This window comes from Brevibacillus sp. HB1.1 (assembly GCF_013332445.1).
Classification (GTDB): domain Bacteria; phylum Bacillota; class Bacilli; order Brevibacillales; family Brevibacillaceae; genus Brevibacillus; species Brevibacillus porteri.
Genome location: NZ_JABMIV010000002.1, coordinates 24,191 through 45,858 on the forward strand (window position 1 = coordinate 24,191; position 21,668 = coordinate 45,858).

At 44.2% G+C, this 21,668-nt stretch carries 26 protein-coding genes and 1 riboswitch; of the genes, 20 read left to right on the top strand and 6 right to left on the bottom strand.

Going from position 1 to position 21,668, the window contains the following annotated elements; translation table 11 throughout:
* Positions 1–23: 23 nt before the first annotated feature.
* Together HPY27_RS05135 and HPY27_RS05140 are read right to left on the bottom strand one after the other, a co-directional pair.
* Complete coding sequence (locus HPY27_RS05135) at positions 24–797, bottom strand: CAP domain-containing protein (protein WP_173621920.1); 774 nt, start codon at positions 795–797, stop codon at positions 24–26.
* 7 nt (positions 798–804) lie between these two features.
* Positions 805–957, bottom strand: a riboswitch (cyclic di-AMP (ydaO/yuaA leader).
* Between the two features lie 84 nt (positions 958–1,041).
* Entirely contained in the window at positions 1,042–1,386 is a 345-nt protein-coding gene (locus tag HPY27_RS05140) for a rhodanese-like domain-containing protein (protein WP_254612827.1), read from the bottom strand.
* Between the two features lie 430 nt (positions 1,387–1,816).
* Here HPY27_RS05140 and HPY27_RS05145 point away from each other — a divergent pair, with 430 nt between their 5' ends.
* The gene (locus tag HPY27_RS05145; RefSeq protein ID WP_007729289.1) at positions 1,817–2,020 is read left to right on the top strand and encodes a cold-shock protein; all 204 of its coding nucleotides are present in this window, start codon (positions 1,817–1,819) and stop codon (positions 2,018–2,020) included.
* A 138-nt stretch (positions 2,021–2,158) separates the two neighbouring features.
* On the opposite strand, the gene HPY27_RS30725 is transcribed toward HPY27_RS05145, so the two are convergent.
* From HPY27_RS30725 to HPY27_RS05155, 3 genes are all read right to left on the bottom strand, one after another.
* Complete coding sequence (locus HPY27_RS30725) at positions 2,159–2,266, bottom strand: hypothetical protein (RefSeq protein WP_354142434.1); 108 nt, start codon at positions 2,264–2,266, stop codon at positions 2,159–2,161.
* The gene (locus HPY27_RS05150) at positions 2,263–2,532 is read right to left on the bottom strand and encodes a hypothetical protein (protein WP_020477524.1); all 270 of its coding nucleotides are present in this window, start codon (positions 2,530–2,532) and stop codon (positions 2,263–2,265) included. Before HPY27_RS05150 ends, HPY27_RS30725 begins: the two co-directional genes overlap by 4 nt.
* 443 nt (positions 2,533–2,975) lie before the next feature.
* Positions 2,976–3,422, bottom strand: coding sequence for a hypothetical protein (locus tag HPY27_RS05155; RefSeq protein WP_017248915.1), 447 nt, complete (start codon positions 3,420–3,422; stop codon positions 2,976–2,978).
* Positions 3,423–3,536: 114 nt separating this feature from the next.
* Between HPY27_RS05155 and HPY27_RS05160 the strand changes: the two genes are divergently transcribed.
* The 14 genes from HPY27_RS05160 to HPY27_RS05225 all read left to right on the top strand — a co-directional run bounded on the left by HPY27_RS05160 (position 3,537) and on the right by HPY27_RS05225 (position 17,417).
* Entirely contained in the window at positions 3,537–4,277 is a 741-nt protein-coding gene (locus HPY27_RS05160; RefSeq protein ID WP_371814316.1) for a 2-phosphosulfolactate phosphatase, read from the top strand.
* An 80-nt stretch (positions 4,278–4,357) separates the two neighbouring features.
* The gene (locus HPY27_RS05165) at positions 4,358–5,947 is read left to right on the top strand and encodes a catalase (protein ID WP_017248913.1); all 1,590 of its coding nucleotides are present in this window, start codon (positions 4,358–4,360) and stop codon (positions 5,945–5,947) included.
* 146 nt (positions 5,948–6,093) lie between these two features.
* Complete coding sequence (locus tag HPY27_RS05170; protein ID WP_174224478.1) at positions 6,094–6,669, top strand: TetR/AcrR family transcriptional regulator; 576 nt, start codon at positions 6,094–6,096, stop codon at positions 6,667–6,669.
* Between the two features lie 77 nt (positions 6,670–6,746).
* The gene (locus HPY27_RS05175; RefSeq protein WP_174224479.1) at positions 6,747–8,861 is read left to right on the top strand and encodes an RCC1 domain-containing protein; all 2,115 of its coding nucleotides are present in this window, start codon (positions 6,747–6,749) and stop codon (positions 8,859–8,861) included.
* A gap of 165 nt (positions 8,862–9,026) precedes the next feature.
* Entirely contained in the window at positions 9,027–9,410 is a 384-nt protein-coding gene (locus HPY27_RS05180) for a BlaI/MecI/CopY family transcriptional regulator (protein ID WP_069844905.1), read from the top strand.
* 14 nt (positions 9,411–9,424) lie between these two features.
* Positions 9,425–11,620 (top strand): M56 family metallopeptidase, encoded by a 2,196-nt coding sequence (locus HPY27_RS05185; protein ID WP_174224480.1) that lies wholly within the window; start codon positions 9,425–9,427, stop codon positions 11,618–11,620.
* 149 nt (positions 11,621–11,769) lie between these two features.
* On the top strand, positions 11,770–12,927 hold the full coding sequence (locus tag HPY27_RS05190; protein WP_173621915.1) for a diguanylate cyclase domain-containing protein: 1,158 nt from the start codon (positions 11,770–11,772) through the stop codon (positions 12,925–12,927).
* Positions 12,928–13,148: 221 nt separating this feature from the next.
* A complete protein-coding gene (locus HPY27_RS05195; RefSeq protein ID WP_035291094.1) occupies positions 13,149–13,607 on the top strand; it encodes a GreA/GreB family elongation factor in 459 nt (152 codons plus the stop codon).
* A 116-nt stretch (positions 13,608–13,723) separates the two neighbouring features.
* On the top strand, positions 13,724–13,990 hold the full coding sequence (locus HPY27_RS05200) for a hypothetical protein (protein WP_017248906.1): 267 nt from the start codon (positions 13,724–13,726) through the stop codon (positions 13,988–13,990).
* Positions 13,991–14,144: 154 nt separating this feature from the next.
* Positions 14,145–14,615 carry a hypothetical protein gene (locus HPY27_RS05205; protein WP_017248905.1) on the top strand — a complete coding sequence of 157 codons (471 nt, stop codon included), beginning with the start codon at positions 14,145–14,147 and terminating at the stop codon, positions 14,613–14,615.
* A gap of 7 nt (positions 14,616–14,622) precedes the next feature.
* On the top strand, positions 14,623–15,975 hold the full coding sequence (locus HPY27_RS05210; protein ID WP_174224481.1) for a DNA primase: 1,353 nt from the start codon (positions 14,623–14,625) through the stop codon (positions 15,973–15,975).
* 64 nt (positions 15,976–16,039) lie between these two features.
* Positions 16,040–16,228 (top strand): alpha/beta-type small acid-soluble spore protein, encoded by a 189-nt coding sequence (locus HPY27_RS05215; RefSeq protein ID WP_017248903.1) that lies wholly within the window; start codon positions 16,040–16,042, stop codon positions 16,226–16,228.
* 118 nt (positions 16,229–16,346) lie between these two features.
* Positions 16,347–16,784, top strand: coding sequence for a MarR family winged helix-turn-helix transcriptional regulator (locus tag HPY27_RS05220; RefSeq protein WP_174224482.1), 438 nt, complete (start codon positions 16,347–16,349; stop codon positions 16,782–16,784).
* A 90-nt stretch (positions 16,785–16,874) separates the two neighbouring features.
* Positions 16,875–17,417, top strand: a complete 543-nt coding sequence (locus tag HPY27_RS05225) for an NAD(P)H-dependent oxidoreductase (protein ID WP_174224483.1) — start codon at positions 16,875–16,877, stop codon at positions 17,415–17,417.
* Positions 17,418–17,445: 28 nt separating this feature from the next.
* Here the strand turns inward: HPY27_RS05225 and HPY27_RS05230 are convergent, their stop codons facing one another.
* Positions 17,446–18,168 (bottom strand): EAL domain-containing protein, encoded by a 723-nt coding sequence (locus HPY27_RS05230; RefSeq protein WP_174224484.1) that lies wholly within the window; start codon positions 18,166–18,168, stop codon positions 17,446–17,448.
* Between the two features lie 224 nt (positions 18,169–18,392).
* Here HPY27_RS05230 and HPY27_RS05235 point away from each other — a divergent pair, with 224 nt between their 5' ends.
* The 5 genes from HPY27_RS05235 to HPY27_RS05250 all read left to right on the top strand — a co-directional run bounded on the left by HPY27_RS05235 (position 18,393) and on the right by HPY27_RS05250 (position 21,612).
* On the top strand, positions 18,393–19,007 hold the full coding sequence (locus HPY27_RS05235; protein ID WP_174224485.1) for a superoxide dismutase: 615 nt from the start codon (positions 18,393–18,395) through the stop codon (positions 19,005–19,007).
* 13 nt (positions 19,008–19,020) lie between these two features.
* Positions 19,021–19,266: an ArsR family transcriptional regulator gene (locus tag HPY27_RS30035; protein WP_254612829.1), complete on the top strand. Its 246-nt coding sequence runs from the start codon at positions 19,021–19,023 to the stop codon at positions 19,264–19,266.
* Positions 19,267–19,295: 29 nt separating this feature from the next.
* A complete protein-coding gene (locus HPY27_RS30040; protein WP_254612830.1) occupies positions 19,296–19,658 on the top strand; it encodes a helix-turn-helix transcriptional regulator in 363 nt (120 codons plus the stop codon).
* 218 nt (positions 19,659–19,876) lie between these two features.
* Positions 19,877–20,752, top strand: coding sequence for a hypothetical protein (locus HPY27_RS05245; RefSeq protein ID WP_174224486.1), 876 nt, complete (start codon positions 19,877–19,879; stop codon positions 20,750–20,752).
* A gap of 98 nt (positions 20,753–20,850) precedes the next feature.
* Positions 20,851–21,612, top strand: coding sequence for a CsxC family protein (locus tag HPY27_RS05250; protein WP_069844915.1), 762 nt, complete (start codon positions 20,851–20,853; stop codon positions 21,610–21,612).
* The last annotated feature ends 56 nt before the right edge of the window (positions 21,613–21,668 follow it).

Consider the following 21,668-nt stretch of genomic DNA (forward strand, 5'->3'; position numbering starts at 1 on the left):
CTTTTCGTTTCGTACAATGCGTTTTATCCGATAAATTCTTGTACCCAGTAGCCATTTGTGACGCCTACACCAATTTTTGTGAACGCAGGGTTCATAATGTTTTGGCGGTGACCTTCACTGTTCATCCATTGTTGCATAACTTCTTGTGGACTCTGTTGACCCATGGCGATATTCTCACCTGCAGTCGAGTACTGAATACCATACTGCTTCATCATGTCAAATGGGGAACCGTACGTTGGACTGTTGTGGTCAAAATAGTTGTTAGCAGACATATCTTGTGCTTTTGCCAAAGCTACTTTGGACAATGCTGCATCCATTTGAACTGGTTTGAGACCTGCTTTTGCACGTTCTTGGTTCACCAAATCCGCGACTTGTTTCGCAAAATCACCAGTTTTTCCTTGTTCCGCTTGATTTACTGGAGCGGCAGGCTGAGTGACGTTATTTCTAGGTTGCGCTGGTGCTGGTTGAACTGGTGTTTGTTGAACTGGTGCTGATTGAAAAGATCCTGGTTGAATTGGGTATGGTTGTACAGGTGTAGCTTGTCCTTGCTTAACAGGTTGCATCGGCTGTACTGCTTGTGACTGGCCAGGAACAAAGCCTTGCTTTTGATAAAAGTTAAAGAACTGTTGTGCATTTGGTGCTTTTTGGAATTGTCCCATATTTTGACCCACATTGAATTGGAATTGTCCGTTCTTCAATGGGCAGTTAGATGCTGCGGAAGCAGAAGAAGCAAACCCTGTCAAAGCCAAGCCTAGACCAAGAGTCATCGCGATTGTAACAGAACCAAAACGTTTCATTAAACAAATCTCTCCTTTTTTTTGCCTACGAGGTTAGTTGTCGGATTCGGGTTGAGGAAACAACCCTACGCCAATTCGGCGATTCACCCCATGTGGAATTGCTCATCCACTAAAAAGTCCCCCGCACTTCCTTTTCAGAAAGTCTCGGCTTATTTCGTTTGGCATGAACAACGATATCAGACAATCCCAATCGAAATAAAGGAGTAATATATGGCAAAAAGCTAGAATCGTTGATAAATTAGGCTCATTTCGCTCCGTTTGATTGTTCCTTCCATGCGGTTAAGCCGCCTTCCAATGCATTTGCTTGAAAACAATGCTCACGAAGAAGAGCGGCAGCTTTTTGAGCTTTGTTACCGGTTGTACATACAGTAACAATCTGCACATTTTGCGCAAGTTTTTCGGTTTCTTCATCGAACGGCTTGTCCTGTTCTTTCATTAGAAGATAGGGTGCGTTTCGGGTCGATGCATTTTCGTGAACGAGGCTGCCGGTGATAAATTTCTCGACGTCGCGTACGTCCACTAATAGTACAGGCACTTTCTTTTCAAGCATTTCTGATAATTGAATGGTTGTCAAAGTATGATTTTGCAAATGAAATCCCTCCCAATGCTATTGTAACAGAGTATCGCCTTCCCATTATAAGGGTGAACGGTTGCTTTTTTTGGACAACCATGGTAGAATGAGATTGCTACTTGAAAAATTGATACCTAATCATTCATCGAGGTGTTTGTATGCTGATGGATAACATTTTTGAATCCCCGATTCACACTGGCGCGGTCATCGGAGCCGCAAGGATGGAAGAGAGGAAGGGCTTTCATTGTTTTAGGTTTTCAAAAGGTTTAGTTTTTAATTTTGCAGTTCCGTCCCATGACATTTGTATATTTGCTGAGTAGGTAAAATTCACGTATCATGAAGGCGTATCATAGCACATGATCTGGTATTCCTTCATGATATGTGAGCTTTATTTGCTTCGGTAAATATGACTAGCATATTCAAATTGAATTTTTGGAGGTTTTTTTAAATGCAAACGAACGGAACAGTAAAATGGTTTAACGCAGAAAAAGGTTTCGGTTTCATTCAAGTAGAAGGCGGAGACGATGTATTCGTACACTTCAGCGCAATCCAAGGTGACGGTTTCAAAACTTTGGACGAAGGTCAAAAAGTTCAATTCAACATCGTTCAAGGCAACCGTGGCCCACAAGCTGAGAACGTAGTAAAACTGTAAGTCTCCTTTTAAAAGAAACTGTCCTTTCGAGGGCAGTTTTTTTTGTCGTGGTCGTAGTAGTAAAATGTAATGCTCCCCGTTGTCAAGACACGATTTTTTGAGGAATAAGTTGTGTCCTCCTTTTCGTAGTCCTAGTGTTTAGGATGCGATTTTTTCGATAGTATGGGCGTAAAATTGATCGGGTTTTGCTTCATTTAGAGATTGATGAGGGCGCTCCTGGTTATAAAATTGGACATAACGAGCTATCTCTCTGAACTCTTAACGAATTTTATCATCAATACACCATCTTGCAGTTCGGCAGAATAACAATTTTCGTTTAAATTTTCAGTTGAATATTGATATTCGAGAATTGCATCTGCCATTTCTTGAGTGAATCTCCCCTTAAAATACGGTATATTTAGCTTAGTTCCAACTTGAAAATCTTCATCACAACAATTGATATCAATGTGTTCTATTATCGTTTTAACTGGATCGCTTAAATCAGCCCATTTTAAATTACATTGATTATTCACCACTTTCTTCCCCCTTAAAATTATCTTTTCATTACATCAGAAGTTAAGTCATAAAGCACATTATTATTACCCTCAAGTACGATATATCGACGATTGAATTCGTTATTTGTTTTTAGGATGCGATTTTTTCGATAGTATGGACGTAAAATTGATCGGGTTTTGCTTCATTTAGAGACTCATTTCGTACTTGCCAACAATTTCGTTCACGGTCTGCTCCTCCCGGAGGACCTCCAGGACAACCTTTGTTTTAAACTCTGAGGTATATTGGTTCCGTTTTTCCATGCTCTTATTATAACTTATTTTTTAACCTCCCGTGTCTCAGTCTATGGGAGCATTATAAAAGGGGTTGGGATCGTCCTCAGCGCCTGTTCCTGCATGCGAATGGATAAAAAAAGGAACTATGGCGTCCCACCATAATTCCTCATTTTCTTCCTACAAAGTAGTTAAATACAAGTTTCGATTTCGACAGTTTGGAATTGACTGTCAAGAACTGAAAGACCAACAACTTGACCGCCACCGATAGAAGTACGGCCATAAGTGGTGAGAAGGACATTTCTGTTGTTTTCTGCTACGGTAAGGCGCACTTCATAGTGGAAAGAAGCGGGGACCAGCGCATTGAAAGCAGTGCGAGTATTCGCAGGGATAAATTGCGTGATGTCAAGCAAGGTGCTAACTGGATTCGTTTGCGTAACTGCATTACCCCAGTTCAATACTTGCACACGTACTTCAACCTCTTCTGTGTTCAGATTTACGAGGTCGAGGTGAGCGGTGAGAGCAACAGCGAGGTTATTTTGCAAAATACCAGTTGTTCTCACAGTATTTCTTCGTGGGCGTCTGTGACTTCTTTTTTCAGTAACACCTTGATCGTCGTCGTATTCGATTTCAGACATCCATGTTCACTCCATTCTTGAGTATTCTAGTGGGACAATAATACGATATTGTTTCTTGCCTTGATTTGTAACGGCGAACGTAAGGGGACGAGTAACTATTTTTGATAGAGGATGGTGGAGGTTTTGGGAGAAACGCCTGTATGCAAACAACTAAACTATACGGCTCGATTTGATTGGGGATACGAAGGGGTGGAACAGGTCGGGGCAGCATCGGATATGATCGTCATTATCGATGTGCTCTCCTTCAGCACGTGTGTCGATATCGTAACGGGACGTGGAGGGATCGTCTATCCTTATCAGGTGAAGGAGGAGTCAGCCGTAGCATTCGCTAAACAAAAAGCAGCGCTTCTTGCTGGAAAACGTGGAGAACCAATCTCCCTTTCACCCGCCTGTCTGAAAATGGTTCCGATGGGAAGTAGAATGGTGTTGCCCTCGCCAAATGGATCGACCTGTACCTTGCTGGCAAAGAAAACAGGTGCGAAGGTAATCGCTGCGTGCTTGCGAAATGCATCATCCGTCGCCAGATACATACAACAGCAGAAAGGATCTGTGACGGTTATTGCTTGCGGTGAACGATGGGGAAATGGAGCATTGCGACCCGCTATTGAGGATATGATTGCGGCAGGTGCGCTGCTTCACGAGTTGGACGAATATCGATTGTCACCAGAGGCCAAAATGGCGGTGGCAGCCTTCCGATCAGCCCAAGATCATCTTCTTGCTTATTTGCAGAAATGTGCTTCTGGCCAAGAACTGATCAGCAAGGGATACCCGGAAGATGTCGCACTTGCAGCGGAATGGAATCAGAGTTTCACGGTTCCAGTGCTTAACGATGATTTTGCTTACGAAGCTAATTAGTCTTTTCGCATAAAGAATCCCTCATTCGGTAACCATGGTTATGAACCATACATGAGAAAAACTGGACAGGGAGGATTCATATGGATGACAACAGCAAGTCCATCAACCAGTCAGAAAAAAATATCCTGACGAATCGCCAAGGCCATCCGATTACAGACAACCAGAACCTGCGGACCGTTGGAAATCGCGGGCCAACGGTTCTAGAGAATTACGACTTTCTGGAAAAAATCACACATTTTGATCGGGAGAAAACACCTGAGCGTGTCGTGCATAGCCGAGGAGCAGGAGCGCGTGGCTATTTTGAAGCATATGGAACCGCTGGTGATGAGCCGATTTCTACGTACACGAGAGCAAAGCTGTTTTCGGAGCAGGGGAAAAAAACGCCTGTGTTTGTACGGTTTTCTACGGTTATTCATGGCACACATTCTCCCGAAACATTGCGCGATCCACGTGGGTTTGCGGTGAAGTTTTATACAGAGGACGGGAACTGGGATCTGGTTGGCAATAACCTCAAAGTTTTTTTCATTCGGGATGCGATGAAGTTTCCTGATCTTGTACATGCGTTCAAGCCTGATCCTGTCACAAACATACAAGACGTGGAACGGATCTTTGACTTTATCTCGAACACGCCTGAGGCCATGCATATGATCACGTTTTTGTTCTCCCCGTGGGGAATACCAGCGAACTATCGGCAAATGCAAGGCTCTGGCGTAAACACGTACAAGTGGGTAAACCATGAAGGAACAGCGGTCCTGGTCAAATACCATTGGCAGCCGTTAACGCAAGGGATTAAAAATTTGACACAAAAACAGGCGGAAGAGATTCAAGGGAAAAACTTTAATCATGCCACACAGGACTTGTACGAAGCGATTGAGCGAGGAGAATATCCGGAGTGGGAAATGTGCGTCCAGATCATGAGTGATGACGATCACCCTGAGCTCGATTTTGATCCACTTGATCCAACGAAAATATGGCCCGAAGATCAATTCCCGTTTCTTCCTGTAGGCAAAATGGTACTGGATAAAAATCCGGACAACTATTTTGCAGAGGTCGAGCAAGCAGCATTTGGGACAGGTGTTTTAGTGGATGGACTTGATTTTTCTGATGACAAGCTACTGCAAGGAAGGACCTTCTCCTACTCTGATACGCAGCGTTATCGGGTTGGCGCCAACTACTTGCAGCTTCCGGTCAACGCTCCCAAAAAGCATGTCGCTACCAACCAGGAAGGCGGTCAAATGCTGTACCATGTAGATCGAGCGCAGCGGCATATTAACTATGAGCCATCGACGATTGGCGGATTGCAGGAAGCCAAGCAAGCCGCTCCTGATCATCAGCCAGAAGTAGAAGGGAAGGTCGTTCGTCAAAAAATTGATCGCACCAACGATTTCAAACAGGCGGGAGAACGTTATCGCCTCATGGAAGACTGGGAAAGAGAAGATCTCATTGCCAATCTGACGGATGCACTCCTCTCCTGTGATCCTCGCATTCAAGAAAAAATGCTTGGATTCTTCTCGCAATGTGACGAAGAGTACGGTCAGCGTTTGAAAGCTGGAGTCGCACAGGGCAATGGCGGAAATAGCAAAGAGATGGGCGGACCGATGGGCGCAACGAATCCCGGGGCGGCTGTCAAGGAAGCCGAACAGAAGTCCCGTCCGTCCAAGCCTTACTGATGACCCGAGTCAACAATAAGACTGAATGAACAGCGGAGCTTTGCCGAAGCCATGGTAAAGCTCTTTTTTGTATCCGGTTGCAATTTGACTTAACAATCAGTAGGCTAAAACGTATGGGATCGATTTGCCAAAGGAGACGTTATTTCATGTCAAAAGATAATAAAACACATCAACATATTGTAAAAGCAGCCTATCAATTATTCGCGGAGCATGGGATTGAAAAGACGAGCCTGACGATGATCGCTACAGAAGTAGGGATCACGAAGCCGGCGATCTACTACCACTTTGCATCAAAGGACGCACTTCTCGATTATTTGTTTGAACAACTGTTTGGAAATTATACATTCTCTCATTTTTTTACGGTTACAGATTTTACAGCTGACAATTTCACGGAACTTCTTATCGAATCTGGGTTGAAGCTATTGCCGAGCGAGGAAGAGGATTATGCCTTTTTACGTGTCTTCAATCAATTTCTGCTGTCTGTCAGTCAAAAAGAGAAGTACCGTGACAAGCTACGTATGATGCAAGAAGATTTTTTGCAGGGCTTTACCTCCTTATTAGAGCGAGGGATAGAGTTAGGTGTCGTCACGCCTGATCGTGTCGTAGCAAAAGCTCATATTCTAGCACTCGTCGTTGATAATATCAGTAATTACATGCTGATGGGGATTGAGCTAGATCAGAGGGATATCTGGACTGAAACAGTGAGAAGCGTGCTAAAGTAATTGAAAAAACAGTGACGCAATTCGAGTTGCCAGCGTCTTACAAATGTTTACATTAGACGATGGCGAGGAGATTCATAATGATACGAAGAGAGAAATGGGTAGTACTGTTGAGCTATGCCGCGGTACTCTCCTTATTGACGACGGGTGGGGTCGTTGCTGCATCCCCTGCGAAGGCAGGTTCCACTAAAGTAGAAACATCGGCTGGCACGATAGGCAATACCGAGGTGAAGCTACAGGCTTGCAGTCAAGATGACACGAAAGCGGATGTTTCGGACATAACTGCGAAGTCTTGGAAATCATTGGAGAATAAGCCGGTGCTGGAAGGGATTACTGCCATTGCAACAGGCGTCATTTTTGATGAAGCAGGCTATGGGTGGAGGCCAGGTATTTCGTATGCCTTCACCGAGGATGGGCAAGTGTGGAAATGGGGCTATCAATCTGACAAGAAGTATGAACCGCACAAGCTAGCAGGGATCAAAAATGCCAAGCAAGTCACGACGGATTATGTCCTGACGGGCGCCGGTGATGTATGGCAGATCGATGAAAAGAAAGCACCAGAAAAACTGGCCGGTCTGGATAAAATCAAGAACATTCAGCAGCTCGATCTTCATGAAGGCGTACTCTTTTTACTGAAAGAAGACGGTACCGTACTGAAATGGGAAAAAGGAGCGAAAGCAGCAGAAAAGGTGACGAAGCTTTCGAATATCCGTGACATGTATAGCTCAGCCTTTTCCTTATTTGCCATAGATGACCAAGGGAAGCTTCTTTATCTCGATGGCAAATCCGGAGAGCTGAACACAGAAAACCTGCAGGTAATGGATATCCCAGGGAAAGTCAAACAAATAGCCGTCGATTACACGGATCGCGCCTTAATCCAAACAGAAAAAGGCGAAGTGTATAGCTACAATACAAAAGAAAATGAAAAAGTAGTGCGTGCCGCTCATGCAGATGGTGCCACACGGATGGCAGTTGGCGGAGAAGGATTGTACTTGATCGTAAAAGCGGACGGAACTGTCTGGGGCTGGGGAGATAATACACTTGGAATGCTCGGTGCGAATCTGGAAAATGAGCTCGAGGAGCCTGTCAAAATAGCGGGTCTTTCTGATATGACAGACGTACAAGCAGGAACCGACCATGTGATTGCTCTCGATAAAAAAGGAAACGTCTATTCATTTGGCAGCAATATGACAGGACAGCTGGGACGAATCCCTGTTACCTTTGACAAATGGACAGAATTGGGCGAATTACGTGATGTAAAACAAGTAGTAACTGAGCTGAATCGACCGTACTTCGTCCGAAAGGATGGTTCTGTATGGAGTTTTGGCGCGGATCAAGTGCCATATGAAGTGAAAGGACCTACGAAAGTAAAAACATTGGATAGCATCATGGATTCTCCGGTTACCTTAAATGAGAACGGACAAATCCAGTTGTGGACCAGTGAATTTAGCAGCTGTGAAACATTGGCACTGCCTTCTCGGATCAAGGATTTCGTTGGTGGAGAGGAGCATCTCTTGTTACGTACGGAAGATGACCAATTCCTGACGGTGGAATTCAGTTTTGATTCCGCTGAACGCGGAGGGGTATATGTCATCACGAACTTGCGCCCACAAAAAGTGGAAACCCTCAAGATCGATTCAAAATTAGCAGCGGATGTGACCAAGCTTTATACCAATCTTTATACGTTTTTTGCTGTGACGAAAAATGGTCAGGTATTGTACGCAGAACGGAAGAATGATGAACCGTTCACTTCATTTGCACAGATAGCTGGTTTGGAAGGAATTCGTGAGCTTGCACCAGAGTATTTTGTCCGTTATACAAAGGAGATCGCATCAGTTTGGGCGATCAACGAAGCAGGTAAGGTTCAGGAAATGCAGGTTTACCCTGAGAGCGAAGGAAATGACGCAGGAGCTATCAAAGTGAAGTTGGAACCCAAAACGGAAGAAGACATTGCCATGATGAGCGGACGTTTGCGGATTACGAAGGATGGGCAAATCTTTGAACACGAATGGGAACCGCTTAAAAAACAAAAAGTGGCTGCGCCTGTTAGACTGATTTCCTCTTCGTACGACTATGCGATCGAAGGACCAGGCTCGCATTATCATGTACTGGTCACTGAAGATGATAAGATCGTATTGATTGGCGATAATCCATACGGAAAAGGTGAGCTTCAACCAGATATGGTCAGACAATAACAGACGGGAAGAATCGGCACAGTGGGAGCATTCATTTTCCACTGTGCTTTTTATTTTGCCGTTTTTAGAAGATATGGAAAAAGATGGTTGACACCTTAAATTTACAATTGTAATATCTTAACAGAAGTTAAATTTACATTTGTAAATCTAAGAGGTGATGACGTGATGAGCAATATTCCGAAAATATCGGAGGCCGAGTGGGAAATCATGAAGGTGATCTGGAGAGATCATCCAGCAACAGCAGAGCAAATCATTGAGCGTTTACCAGCCGATATCGAATGGACAGAGCAGACGGTGCGCACGTTTTTGAACAGGTTGCTCAAAAAGAAAGCAATCAGCTATGAAAAATCTGGCCGTAGCTACCGATATTTCCCACTCGTCCAAGAAGCTGAATGCAAACGGGCTGAAAGCGAATCCTTTTTGAAACGTGTTTTTAATGGGGCTGTAGGCACGATGATGACCAATTTTCTCGAAGATGTGCAGTTATCCAACGAAGAAATAGACAAGCTGCAAAAAATATTGACGGAAAAACAAAAGAAAAAGCAATGATGAGGGACCTGTAAATGGATATTCTAGGGAGTATTTTTTTGTGGATGTGCTACGCCTCGTTGGGGGCAAGCCTGGTAGCTATTTTGTTGGTAGCCATAAAAAAAGGAGTTAGCCAAGCGATTAGCTGGCGCATGCATCATTTGTTATGGTTCATCGTTTTGGCACGCCTAATGATCCCCGTGCTACCGGAGAGTTCATTCAGCCTCTTTACCTGGGTTTTCTGGGCAAGTAACAGCATGTCGGCTGCCCAGCCGCTTTCTTTCTCCGCAGAACCACAACTAATGCCAAACACACAACTTCCTGTCGTCATCTCAGAAGTCTCCCACGAATTAAAAGACAACGAGAAAAATCAGATACAAACCGAAGCAGCTAAGGATGAAGGGATGAATGCAGTTTCCTCGCATCCAGTCTATATCCAAGTTCTCACAGTAGTGTGGCTTGTCGGAGTAGTCTTTTTGTTGGCGAGGCTATTCGCCTATCTGTACAAGATGCACAACAAAGAACGCTTTTTAATGCGAGTGACGGATGAGAGAGTGTTTTCCATCATGGATGATTGCAGAAAGAAGTTTGGGGTAAAAAGGAAAATACACGTCTATACAGGGACACTGGCGAAGGGCCCGTTAATCTCTGGTCTGTTTTCACCTTGGGTTTATTGTCCACGGGACGTATATCAATCGTTGTCAGACGCCGAGTTGTACCACGTCTTCTCGCATGAGCTCGCTCATCACAAACGCAAAGATTTGTTGTGGAGCTTCCTAGGTTCTCTCGCACTCGCCATCCATTGGATGAATCCGCTCGTCTGGTTATGGATTCGCAAAATGAAGGCAGATATGGAACTTGCGTGTGATGAATACGTTTTGGAGGTATTGGGGGAGAAAGAATCGATTTCCTATGGCATGACACTGCTTTCTTTTGCGCGACGGATTTCGGAGAGACGCCCCCTGTCGTATCCACTTTATTTTCACCATTCCCATCATTCTGATCAGATGAAAAGGAGAATTCAAATGATTTCAAAGTTCAAAAAAGGTTCCTACCCGTTATCTGCTTTAGCGGTGGCTTGCGGGTTAGCCATTAGTGTAGTGACGTTAACCAACGCAGCAGAGCCTACTCCACTCCAGGTGGCTGTAAACCAAGACGAAAAATTGCGACCTTTGTTTGGCAATACATCCAGCAAGATGACAAATAGGCTGGAAAAAGCTGAAAAGCTGGCAGGTTTTCCTTTCAAAGTCCCATCTTATTTGCCGTCGGGGGTTACGTACAATTACAGCAATATCCTTAGCTCGAGCGTATCAGAACCTTCGGAAAATACAGTGATACACTCGTTCATAGGTGAGAAGATCTCTCTCATGATCGGAGTGAGCACAGTCGAGAACACGATGGAATCTTTTACAGTGGTATCGGATGATGGGACTTCGAAGAGTAGCGTCGACTCCACACTCTCACAAGAACAGATATCGGTGAAAGGAAAATCTGTAAAGGTTAATACAAGAACGGCAACAAGTAACAGGGGCTCAGTTATTAAAGACGTTGTCTATCTCTGGAGCGATGAGGGTCTCTACTATTATATAAAGGGGGAAGCAAAGGGGGAAGCTTCCTTAGAAAATAAGGAGATCGCAAAAATAATTGAATCGTTTCAAACTCTAAATGAAGAACTGAGAAAAAGGTACGCCAATTACGACCCTCTGAATCATGACGAAATCTATGATTTAGATGATCTGGAGTATTTCTCAGAATTGATCGGTTTTGCACCAGTTTTTCCTTTGGATCTGCCTACCGGTTATAAGGCGACAGAAGCATATGTTAACCAAAGACAAACTGAAAACAAAGAGGATAAACACAAGCGCATCATTAATATGACGTTTGAAAATCCTGAAAAACCAAAAACGTTTGTGTTTTTTGAGCAAATTAAGGACAAATCCATAGTGGAAAACATGAGAAAAACAAAAAAGACCCATTTTGAGAGAAGTGACGGGGAAAAATTTGAAGTGCCAGTCACTTCTTTGAACATCAGTGGACAAGAAGTATTCCGCACAGTGCTGTATAAAATCGATGATACACTGAGTAGTTCTAAGGACAAGTACAACTATACTTATTTTTGGTTAAAAGAAGATGTCTGCTTGAAAGTGACGTTCAAAGAAGTAGAAGCGGACGTGCAACAGCAATTGGTAGCAGCTCTGGTAAAGGAAAAGGCGATTGATCTGAAAAAGTAGCGGGAACATGTAGAGTCTGTACATAAATCGTGCAGACTCTTTCCTTTTCCCCGATGAGAGGACAATGTAGAATTATGTCGAATGAATATTTATGAATAAGCATGAGCCTATAAGTACGTTGGTTCTATGGAAAGGGAGAATCTATGTAAATGCAGAAGTCATCAAATTCGTCCAAGGAAAACAGCGCTGCATGCTGCCAACCGTCGATTTCGCCGGCAGACGATTCTGCACGGATATTAATAGAAGGAAACACCGAAGTTATCGCACAAATGAACATGATTAACTTGACGGAAGAGGATTTGCAATTAATCGCAGCGTTTCGTCCTGTCATTGAGACTGAAATTGAGCAGATTACTTCTTCTTTTTATGAATCGATTCTCCATGTGGACTCTTTGAAACAAATCGTGATGGAGCACACAACCGCTGAACGTTTACGTCAAACCTTAATGAATCATTTAATCGAGATGTTTGACGGCCGGATCGATCCTGCCTTCATTGAAAAACGATTGAAGATTGCAATGGTTCATCAAAAAATCGGGCTTCCTCCCAAGTGGTACATGGGTTCTTTTCAAAACCTGTTAGGCACACTCATGCGAATGATAGATGATCGGAAAGACGATTATCCTGACTCGAAAAAACTGGCTCAAGCCATTACGAAGCTGCTCAGCTTTGAGCAGCAATTGGTCCTGGAGGCGTACGAAGACCAGATACGTATGCTGGAGCATCGCGCGAAATCGATGATGGAATATCAGGCGTTTCACGATGATTTAACCGGCTTGCCGAACAGAAGGAAGCTCCATCAAGCCTTGCAGGAGGCGATTGATAACAATAGCGAACAGGATACGCGATTTGCTGTGCTGGTATTGGACATCGATTGTTTTAAAATGATCAATGACTCTCTGGGCCATATGTATGGGGATCATTTTTTGCAAGAAGTGAGTGATCGGATCAAAAAAAGCGCGGAAGGATTCGATGTGATGATTGCTCGTATGGGTGGTGATGAATTCGCACTGATCTGCCAAAATGTTGAAGATGATCACGAGTTTTCGACGTTGGCTGATCGAGTGGTCAAGGAAATCGAGATCCCCTATCGCTTGCAAGGAAAAGATTATTACGTCTCGGCGAGTATTGGAGTAGCCGTGTATCCCGATCACGGATGTAGTGAAGAGCAATTGCTCAAAAATGCTGATGCTGCCATGTACGGAGTGAAGAAAAACGGCAAAAACGGATTTCAGCTTTTTACCAATGAGCTCGATGACCAAGTGTTGATGCGTATCGAACTGGAGAGGGATTTGAGAAAGCGGTAAAGAATGACGAGCTGGTTTTGTACTACCAGCCACAGATTCAAACGCCCATTACCCGCAACGGAAGTAGAGATTTCTAAACAGTCGATGGAATCATTTTGAAATTATTGATACAATGATGAGAGTCCCTTCGGGGGCTATTTTTTTAAGGAGGGTTTTTCCGATGAAGAACATTACGTTCATCAAACATGTCTATGAAACTCAACTGGGGGGTGAAATCTACTATGAACCCTAGTATTTTGAATGGCACCAGAAATCATCTGATCAACCAGCTTGTCTTTTTTGACGAGCAGTATTCACTCTTTTACGATCAATATGTACGGAACTACGGAAAAGAAAAGCAATCCATCGATGAGATTGTCGAGCGTTACAAGCAAACACTCGAAAGCCTTTTGGCAAAAGAAGACAGTGCACTCTTTCAATCGCTTAAAGCAATTACTTTATTAGGCAGCAGCGTAAAAGTGCTATTTGAAGAAGATCATTTTGAGGAGTCATTTACTGTGGTGTATCCCACAGACATTGACCCGGATAACAACAGAATTTCATTCTTATCGCCCATAGGCAGGCAGCTGCTGCTAGCGGCTCCACACGATTCTGTTGTGCTGGAAAGTCCGGTTGGCAGGCAACAGGTGCAGGTACGGGAGATAAGCTTTACATATATGGGGGGATTCTCGTCACCTTAGAAATCTACCCATCGCATCGATCATGTAAAAAGACACTAACACGATGTTAGTGTCTTTTCTTGTCCATTTAAGTAAAATGCAAGAAAAGCATGCTGTGCGTACAGGAGGAAAAGACGATGAAAACAATTGCCTGTCCAACATGTGATCAGGACGTGCAATGGGATATGAATCACCTGCAGAAGCTGAAGGCGCGGTGGGTGATGGTTTGCGAAAAATGTGGTGACTCGTTATTCAGCGTGTCAGAAGAAGAAAAGGAAATGATTCTGGCAGGCATCCGCTTGACGGAAGAGTATGTACCGGATATCATCCATGCTTATCACAATGAGGATGTAAAGAATCTCCCTTCTAGGGTTTGGTTTGGAGAAATCAAAAAAAGCAAGTGAGAGTAGGACTGATTGCAGGCTTTCATTATACTTCGAGAAACATGGAAAAATGGGTCCCTAGACGCTAGCAATTTGTTAGTGTCTTTTTATATTTATTCAGGTAAAATTTAGTCGAACGATATTTCGGAAAAATAGAGTGAAAAGAAGGGATTTCATGATTGTTCTTGGGATGATGATTTTCATTTGGTTGTTATCTCTCTGGCTACAGCCGATCCTACAACCTTATGTGGAAGCCTTTCTGCTCTCATTATATGGGGACAGATATGAAACGTACATTCCTTATAAAATGACAGCCTTACATTATGGGGTATATGCCATGGCACTTGGTTTCATCCTGGGACTGCCACTTGAAATTAAATACAAAAGGGCAAAGTCAAAATGTCTCAAGAAGCTCAAGTTTTTTGACAGCCTAGAGTCCGAGAATATCCTGTTTATTCTTTCTCTTGCGCGTGATCAGCAGGGCTATGTGACGCCAATGGATATCGCGTCCCAATCTACTCTTACGATAGAAAAAGCCCAAAATATTTTAAGTAAGCTTCAAAAAGACGGTTTCGCTGAGCTAAGTGTAACTGAAAAGGGTGACATTCTCTATTACTTCGCGGGCTTTACTGAAGGTGAGGAATGAGCGGCGAATGATTAAATTTTTTGGTAGGTTAGTGATTCTTTTTTATGTTGTTGGCTTTTTTCTCATCCTTGCTTTGCTTACTGGTTTTTTTGTCATTGATGGAATCTATCGAGTCTTAGACAACACAATCTTCTTAGCAATCTTTATGAGTCTCATTTCCATTGGTTACGCGTTGTTTTACATGGAAGGAAAAAGGCTGGAAAAAAAGCAAATGCAACGAACACAGCAAGCTGTTGCAATGACGGTCGCCAATCGTAATCATGGAGTCGTCTCTGTTGCATCGTTTGCTCTGGAATCGCAGTTGCCGCTATCGCAGTGTGAGAAAATTCTAAAAGAGATGGAACACCGAAAGGTTCTGAGGACTTCCTCCTTACTTGGCAATATGGCCGTCTATCAGTTGGATGATCACGTATATGGACAAATGCCTTATGAAAGTGACGACAACGAGGAGGCTGATGATGAGGACTCAGAGTATGATGATGAGGACACAGAATATGATGATGAGGAAACACAAGAGCTGGAACAATCGCAGCGCATACGCAAAAAAAGAATCGTTCGTGCTGTATTAATTACAGTTATCGGCACATTGATTGTGATCTCCGAAGAACAGATCTTACTAAACGTGAGCGAGTATCTCTATGCTGCAATTACTGCACTTATCTTTCTCGTTTTTATCGGACGTTACCTATTGTCCTCCCATCGAAAAGCGGATCAACGCCATTCGGAACACGATGTTTTGAGGTATGTCATGGATAAGGAAGGGGAACTCAATCCGAAAGAGATTCCTTATTATACGCATGAAAGCTATCAATCGATGGAGCCCATGATCGATAAATGGCACAAAAGAAACTACTGCTCGATTACGCATCAAGAAGACGGGGGAATCATTTATCTCTTTCCGAATTATACGGATGAGTCGGAAGTGTGCGAATATGACGAAGAGTATGATCCGATCCCTGAATGGATCGATAAAAGGTCGAGATTTCTGCTGTTTAGCTGTTTAGCATTTTTATTCAGCTTTGTAGGCGGCTATGCTCTTGTACATTGGAACAGCCTTATTTTCATTCTCGCTTGTACCATCATAGGAGGGATCTACGGTCATTTTGTCTTCACACAAAAACCGGAGCTAGAGAGAATGGAGCGAATCGCACTGCAAGTAGCTACGAAGAAGGGCGGTGCTTTAGCTGTTTACGAGTTGGCTTACAATGCCAGAATCACCATGGATGAAGCGGCGAAGGTATTAGAAAAATGGGAGCAAACGAACATTGCGAGAAAAGTGTATCCGGAGGAAGGCGTGCCAGTTTACATGGTGAGTGGCGTGGTTTCTAAAGAACAAAGATTAAGCTCGGAGCATGTTTGAATACACTCCCATAATCTGCACATACTACCATCACTCCATCAATCACAACCAGAGGTGAACAGCAATGGCACGTTCGAATTCCTTAGTTTCTGGACAAGCTCGCGCAGCACTTGATCAATTAAAGTACGAGATCGCTGCTGAATTTGGAGTCGAGTTGGGTGCAGATACGTCGGCACGCCAAAATGGCTCTGTCGGCGGAGAAATGACAAAGCGTTTAGTACAATACGCGGAACAACAAATGTTTCGTCTGTAATCCCTCCTTGTGAGGGATTTTTCTTTCGCTTACATTTGTCCGAAATATCGCGTATAGTTAGGGGGGAGCGACGAGACAGTCGCATGGACCGAAGAACAGCAATAGGGGGATTCTTGGCTTGAATAGCGACAATTTGCATCACTGTTTGTTTTTCACTTCCAATCGTTTATCCCGTGTGATCACGAAAATGGCGGAGGAATCCTTCCAGCGTTACGGGTTTTCTCCTACTCATGCGTATCTCATGTTGGCTGTAAACGAAAAGGAGAAAGTGACCCCGACCCAATTGGCGCAAATTCTTCATATGACACCATCAACGATTACTCGTTTTGTAGATAAACTCGTTGGAAAAGGATTTCTGGAGCGAGAAGTAGAGGGGAAAAACATCTTCGTTTTGCCTACGAAAAAAGGGCGGGAAGCTCAAGTGAACATAGAGGAAGCCATTACAGATATGTACAAAAGCTATGTGGCATTGCTTGGAGAAGCTCAGGCAAAATCAGTCACACAGATGATTCACGAAACAGTCGAAATGCTGGAAAAGAACGAGTCTGATTCTTGATTCCAGCATTTGTAAGGAGCAGGAGCGTTGACAGTGTCCTGCCCTTCTGGTAATTTGTATGTACAAACAAATGGCGTTTGGAGGATATCCATGAAAACTCTCGTCATCGCAGTACACCCTACCATGTCTCGATCTCGTATCAATAAAGCATGGAAGGAAAGAATGCAAAAAGAAGAAAGCGTAACGGTTCACGATTTATACGCTGCTTATCCAGATTTCCAGATCGATGTTGAACAAGAGCAAAAGCTGATGCAAGAGCACGACCGTATCATTTTTCAATTTCCGCTTTACTGGTACAGCACACCAGCCCTTTTGAAACAGTGGCAGGATGCTGTGTTGACGTATGGTTGGGCTTACGGATCTGAAGGAGACAAGCTGCATGGAAAAGAGCTTCTCCTCGCGATTTCTACGGGCGGACCTGAGGACGCTTATCAACGTGAAGGATACAACTACTATTCCATCAGCGAACTGATCAAACCGCTGCATGCGATGGCGAATTTAACGGGAATGAAATTCTTGAAACCATTCTTGTTCCAAGGGGTATTGGGGGCTTCGGATGAACAAATTCAGCACAGTGCAGAAGAATATGTGGCTCATGCACTGAACGCTTCCATGGAGCCGGTAGGAAAATAATCAGACACGAGAGACGATGAGAAAGTTTTCATCGTCTTTTTTGTATGGCTTGATGTGGTTCTGGGTGCCCCAGCAAAAACCCTTGACCAACAGGTACGCCAAGTGCCAAAGCGACAGATAAGTCTTCCGGCTCCTCGATTCCTTCCAGTACCAGCTGCGTTTGATCTTGGCAGTAATGGACGAAAAGCGAGACGAGCTTTTGCTTATTCGGCATGGAGGACAAGTGCTTGCCGAAGTACCTGTCGAGCTTAACGATATCTGGTTCATACTCCACAATCTTTTTTAATGACGCGGCACCCGAGCCGATATCATCTAATGCGATTAGGAATCCATGCTGACGCAGCTCACGTATTTTTTGTCCCAACAATCTTATCTCCCACATCTTGTCTTCTTCATTGGCCTCGTTAATCTCCAAGACAATTCGACTGTTCCACGACCCAAACAAGCCCTCGGTAATAAACGATAGGAAAGCAGGATTCAACAACGTAGAAGGAAACACATTGATGAACAAGAGCGGGACATGATCGTGAATAGTCACACTCGTAAAGTATGATTCAATTGCTGTTTTCATCGACAACGTATCCAATTCATACAAGTGTCCTTCTGCACGAGCCTTTCGAAAAAGGAATGCTGGTGAGTGGCGTGTAGAGGATCGAAGAAGTGCTTCGTACCCGAAAAATTGCCCTGTCGTCAGATGCACCAGGGGCTGAAAAACAGGATATGGCGGTTCCTTTGCCAATACAACGTTCATGGAATCATATTCCTTCCTGCACCAAAGATTTGACTTGAAGAAAAATTGTTTCCTTAAGGAAAGATAAGTTGTCGATATTTTACAACATAGCGATGTTGTTTGCAATGCAAGCTTCATGCGCAATTAAGTTTTGCATTAAGGAAACAAAATTGGATGTGTACAAAATATTTTTCATCTTGTAAACTAGGCTTGTAACCGACAATCAAGATTGGAGGAAATAGGAAATGGAAGCCTTTACGTTACCGGAACTGCCATATCGCTATGATGAGCTGGAACCTTACCTCGATGCGAGAACGATGGAAATTCATCACGGAAAGCATCATGCAACGTATGTGGCCAACTTAAACAAGGCGCTAGAAAACTACTCGCCGTTCAGGAATGCTTCGGTCGAAGAACTAATCAGTAACTTGGAGGATATCCCGGAAGACATTCGCATGGCAGTTCGAAATCATGGGGGCGGGCATTATGGACACAGCTTGTATTGGTCGATCATGAGTCCGACTGGCGGAGGGAAACCAACAGGGGATATTGCGAAAGGAATCGACATGTATTTCGGAAGTTTTGAGGAAATGAAGGATGAATTGACAAAAGCAGCTGTCAGTCGTTTCGGTTCAGGCTGGGGATGGCTCGTTGTCAACCGAGACAAGTTGGAAGTGACGAGCACGCCCAATCAGGATACTCCTTTTATGGAGAACAAAACGCCGATATTGGTCGTAGATGTGTGGGAGCATGCTTATTACTTGCAGTATCAAAATAAACGCCCTGATTTTGTCTCGTCGTGGTGGAATGTGGTCAACTGGGAGGAAGTCAATCGTTTGTATAACGAAGCAATCCGCTAAGGCAGGTCCAGCCATGAACAGACATGCGGTCTATTTTCAAGAACAGGAAAAACGTCGAGAAATTTTGGTGTTGCTTAAGAAGCGCCGTTCGGTTAGTGTACAGGAACTGTCAAAGCATCTCGGCATAACTAAAGTCGCGGTGCGTAAGCATTTAGATGTTTTGCATAGGGAACGGTATATCGAATCTCGAATCGTTCGCCAACGAACAGGCAGACCAGCCTATGTGTACAATTATTTCCGCGTCACTACAGCGATTTAGCTACAGAGATGGTGGCGGGTATTCAGGATTTGTATGGGGAAACTTTCGTCGATCAATTATTTGAGAAGCGAAAGGCGCGGATGCTGCAAACCTATCGAGAGATAATGAGAGGTCAAGGTTTTGACCAGCGAGTGAAAACGTTGGCGAGCATACAAAAGGAAGAAGGATACATGCCTCACTTGGAAAAAATCAGAGATGGTTTGTATACGCTCGAAGAAGCAAATTGTCCTCTCCTACAAGTAGCCATTGGCCATCGCCAAGCATGTCAATGCGAGATCTCCTTGTTTGAGTCGCTAGTAGACGCGCATGTAGAACGCACTTCGTGTATGGCGGAAGGACAAGTGAAATGCCGTTACCTGATAAAAGATAAGCTCAGCCATGAAGAATCGTAGTGAGCAAGACATCCGTTACATGGGCGGATGTCTTTTTCTTGTAAGCAAGGGGGGCGGTCGGTAATTCATCATTTTGGCAAGGCGGGGCAACGTCTTTCTCGGGTTTTAGGGAGAGGGTTTTTCTTTTTTGACATGGGAAGACGAATTGTTTGCCGAAAGGGCAAGTGTCTATACAACCTGACGGGCGATCACGTATGGATAAAGGGAGGAGTATTTGGATGGAAAGGAGTGAGGACATGCCGATTGACAAGAAAAATCCTAAGAATAGAAAGCCAATTCTTAACCATCGAGGCACCTTGAAAAAGTCGAGTGCATCACTCCCGCTCCTCTTTGTCGCACCGAAGGAACAGATGCAGCGTCAGGTAGGTGCCATGGATAAGCAGAAATTGTATCGCTCCAAGAAACCGAAGGGCAAACGAAACCACGCGCCCCGGATTCCGGTCAATCAGACAGCTACTGAACAAGTCACACCACAGTCCACTTCTCCCACCTCCATGGATGCCAAGGATCTTATGCAAGAAAACAACAGACCTCAGCAAGAACTGATTCAAGCAAAGGTAGTCTACGTGGAAAAGGCGGGTCAATCGTTCATGCAGGTTGCTTTCCTAGAAGAAATTTGGGACGTAGAATGGGTCCATTCCTTACGCGTGCCCTGGAAGCTTGATTGGAAAGAGATGGAATGTCAAAGTAAGATCGATGTCCAACACGTTCGCCACGATGATAGCAAAAAGATTGTCTGGCTGTCAGGTGAGGTGGAAATCAAGGGTTTGGGGTTCACTGTCCATTCGCAAAAAGTAGAGCATGAAACGATTCGCATTCCCTTTACCTCCACAGTATTACGACCTTCCTTGCCCAAAGAAAATGTAGGAACAAGTGCCATTCTCCTTACAGCTCCAGCTTGTCCGACCAATAGATGGGTAGAAACGGGGGACTGGCAAATCAACATCACGGCAGATCCGCTCACCCATTCGCAATCAGGATGGAAGGGGTTCAGCGGCTTGGCAACCATTAGCGGTCGTGTATGGTGGTATCGGAAGCAGCTGGTTCCCGTTCCGCCCCCATACATAACGAAGAAGGTAAACAGTCTGTTCTAGAAAAAAGGGCCGATAACGCTTGGCATTAGCCAAATCCATGTTGAATCTAGTCCATATAATATAAAGAGAGTAGGTGGCTAATAAAGGAGTGAGTAAAAATGGGTATACATGGTGATGGCTGCAAATGTGGCCAAACTGAAGTTACGCAAAATAGCTGCAGGGTGGAAAACGCCCGTATGTTTGGAATGGCTTCAACCGAAACCACTTTTCCTAAAACGATTAAAGTACCTGTAACGTTGGCAGAAACGGCTGCTGTCGTATGTGTGGAGGCTAATGTCCATTTGGAGAAGCCTGCACTGGAGATCGTTCGGGTATTAAAGAGTGTCATTCTAGAGCAATGTGAGCTAGTTCCCACATTCAGCCCGTTGTCTGCAAAGTTGTTTGTCAGTGGTTTTATTCGCAAACATATCGAGTACACCACAGTCGATCAAGCAACGGGAACTGCTGTATGCGGTGATGTACGGCATACAACGGCGCTGATTCCATTCGATTTCTGTACGGATCTGACCTTTCCGGCTACAGGACCGACTTTGCAACTGGCACCAGATTTTGAGTCACACGGCGAATATTTGAATAAATCGGGTCATGCGGCAAAGATTAACGTAGGTTTGTTCGGCAATCGAAAAGTTTACAACGAGAGACCGTTTTGTGAGCTGTTATTCACGGAATTCACCGAATTAGACATCGGTTTGGAAAGTAAGCGTTGCAAAGACACAACCAGAACATTCTCGACCGTTCGTGAAAAAATCGTCCTGCGTATTGGTCTGAAGGTTTTGCAAGATCAACAAGTTCCTATTCCAACAACACCCCCACCAAAACCGACATTTCCGCCACCTTGTCCTCCTAAGAAAAAATGGTAGTACAAACAACATAGAACCTATGAGACTATCCAGAAGCGATAATGGTACTGGGTAGT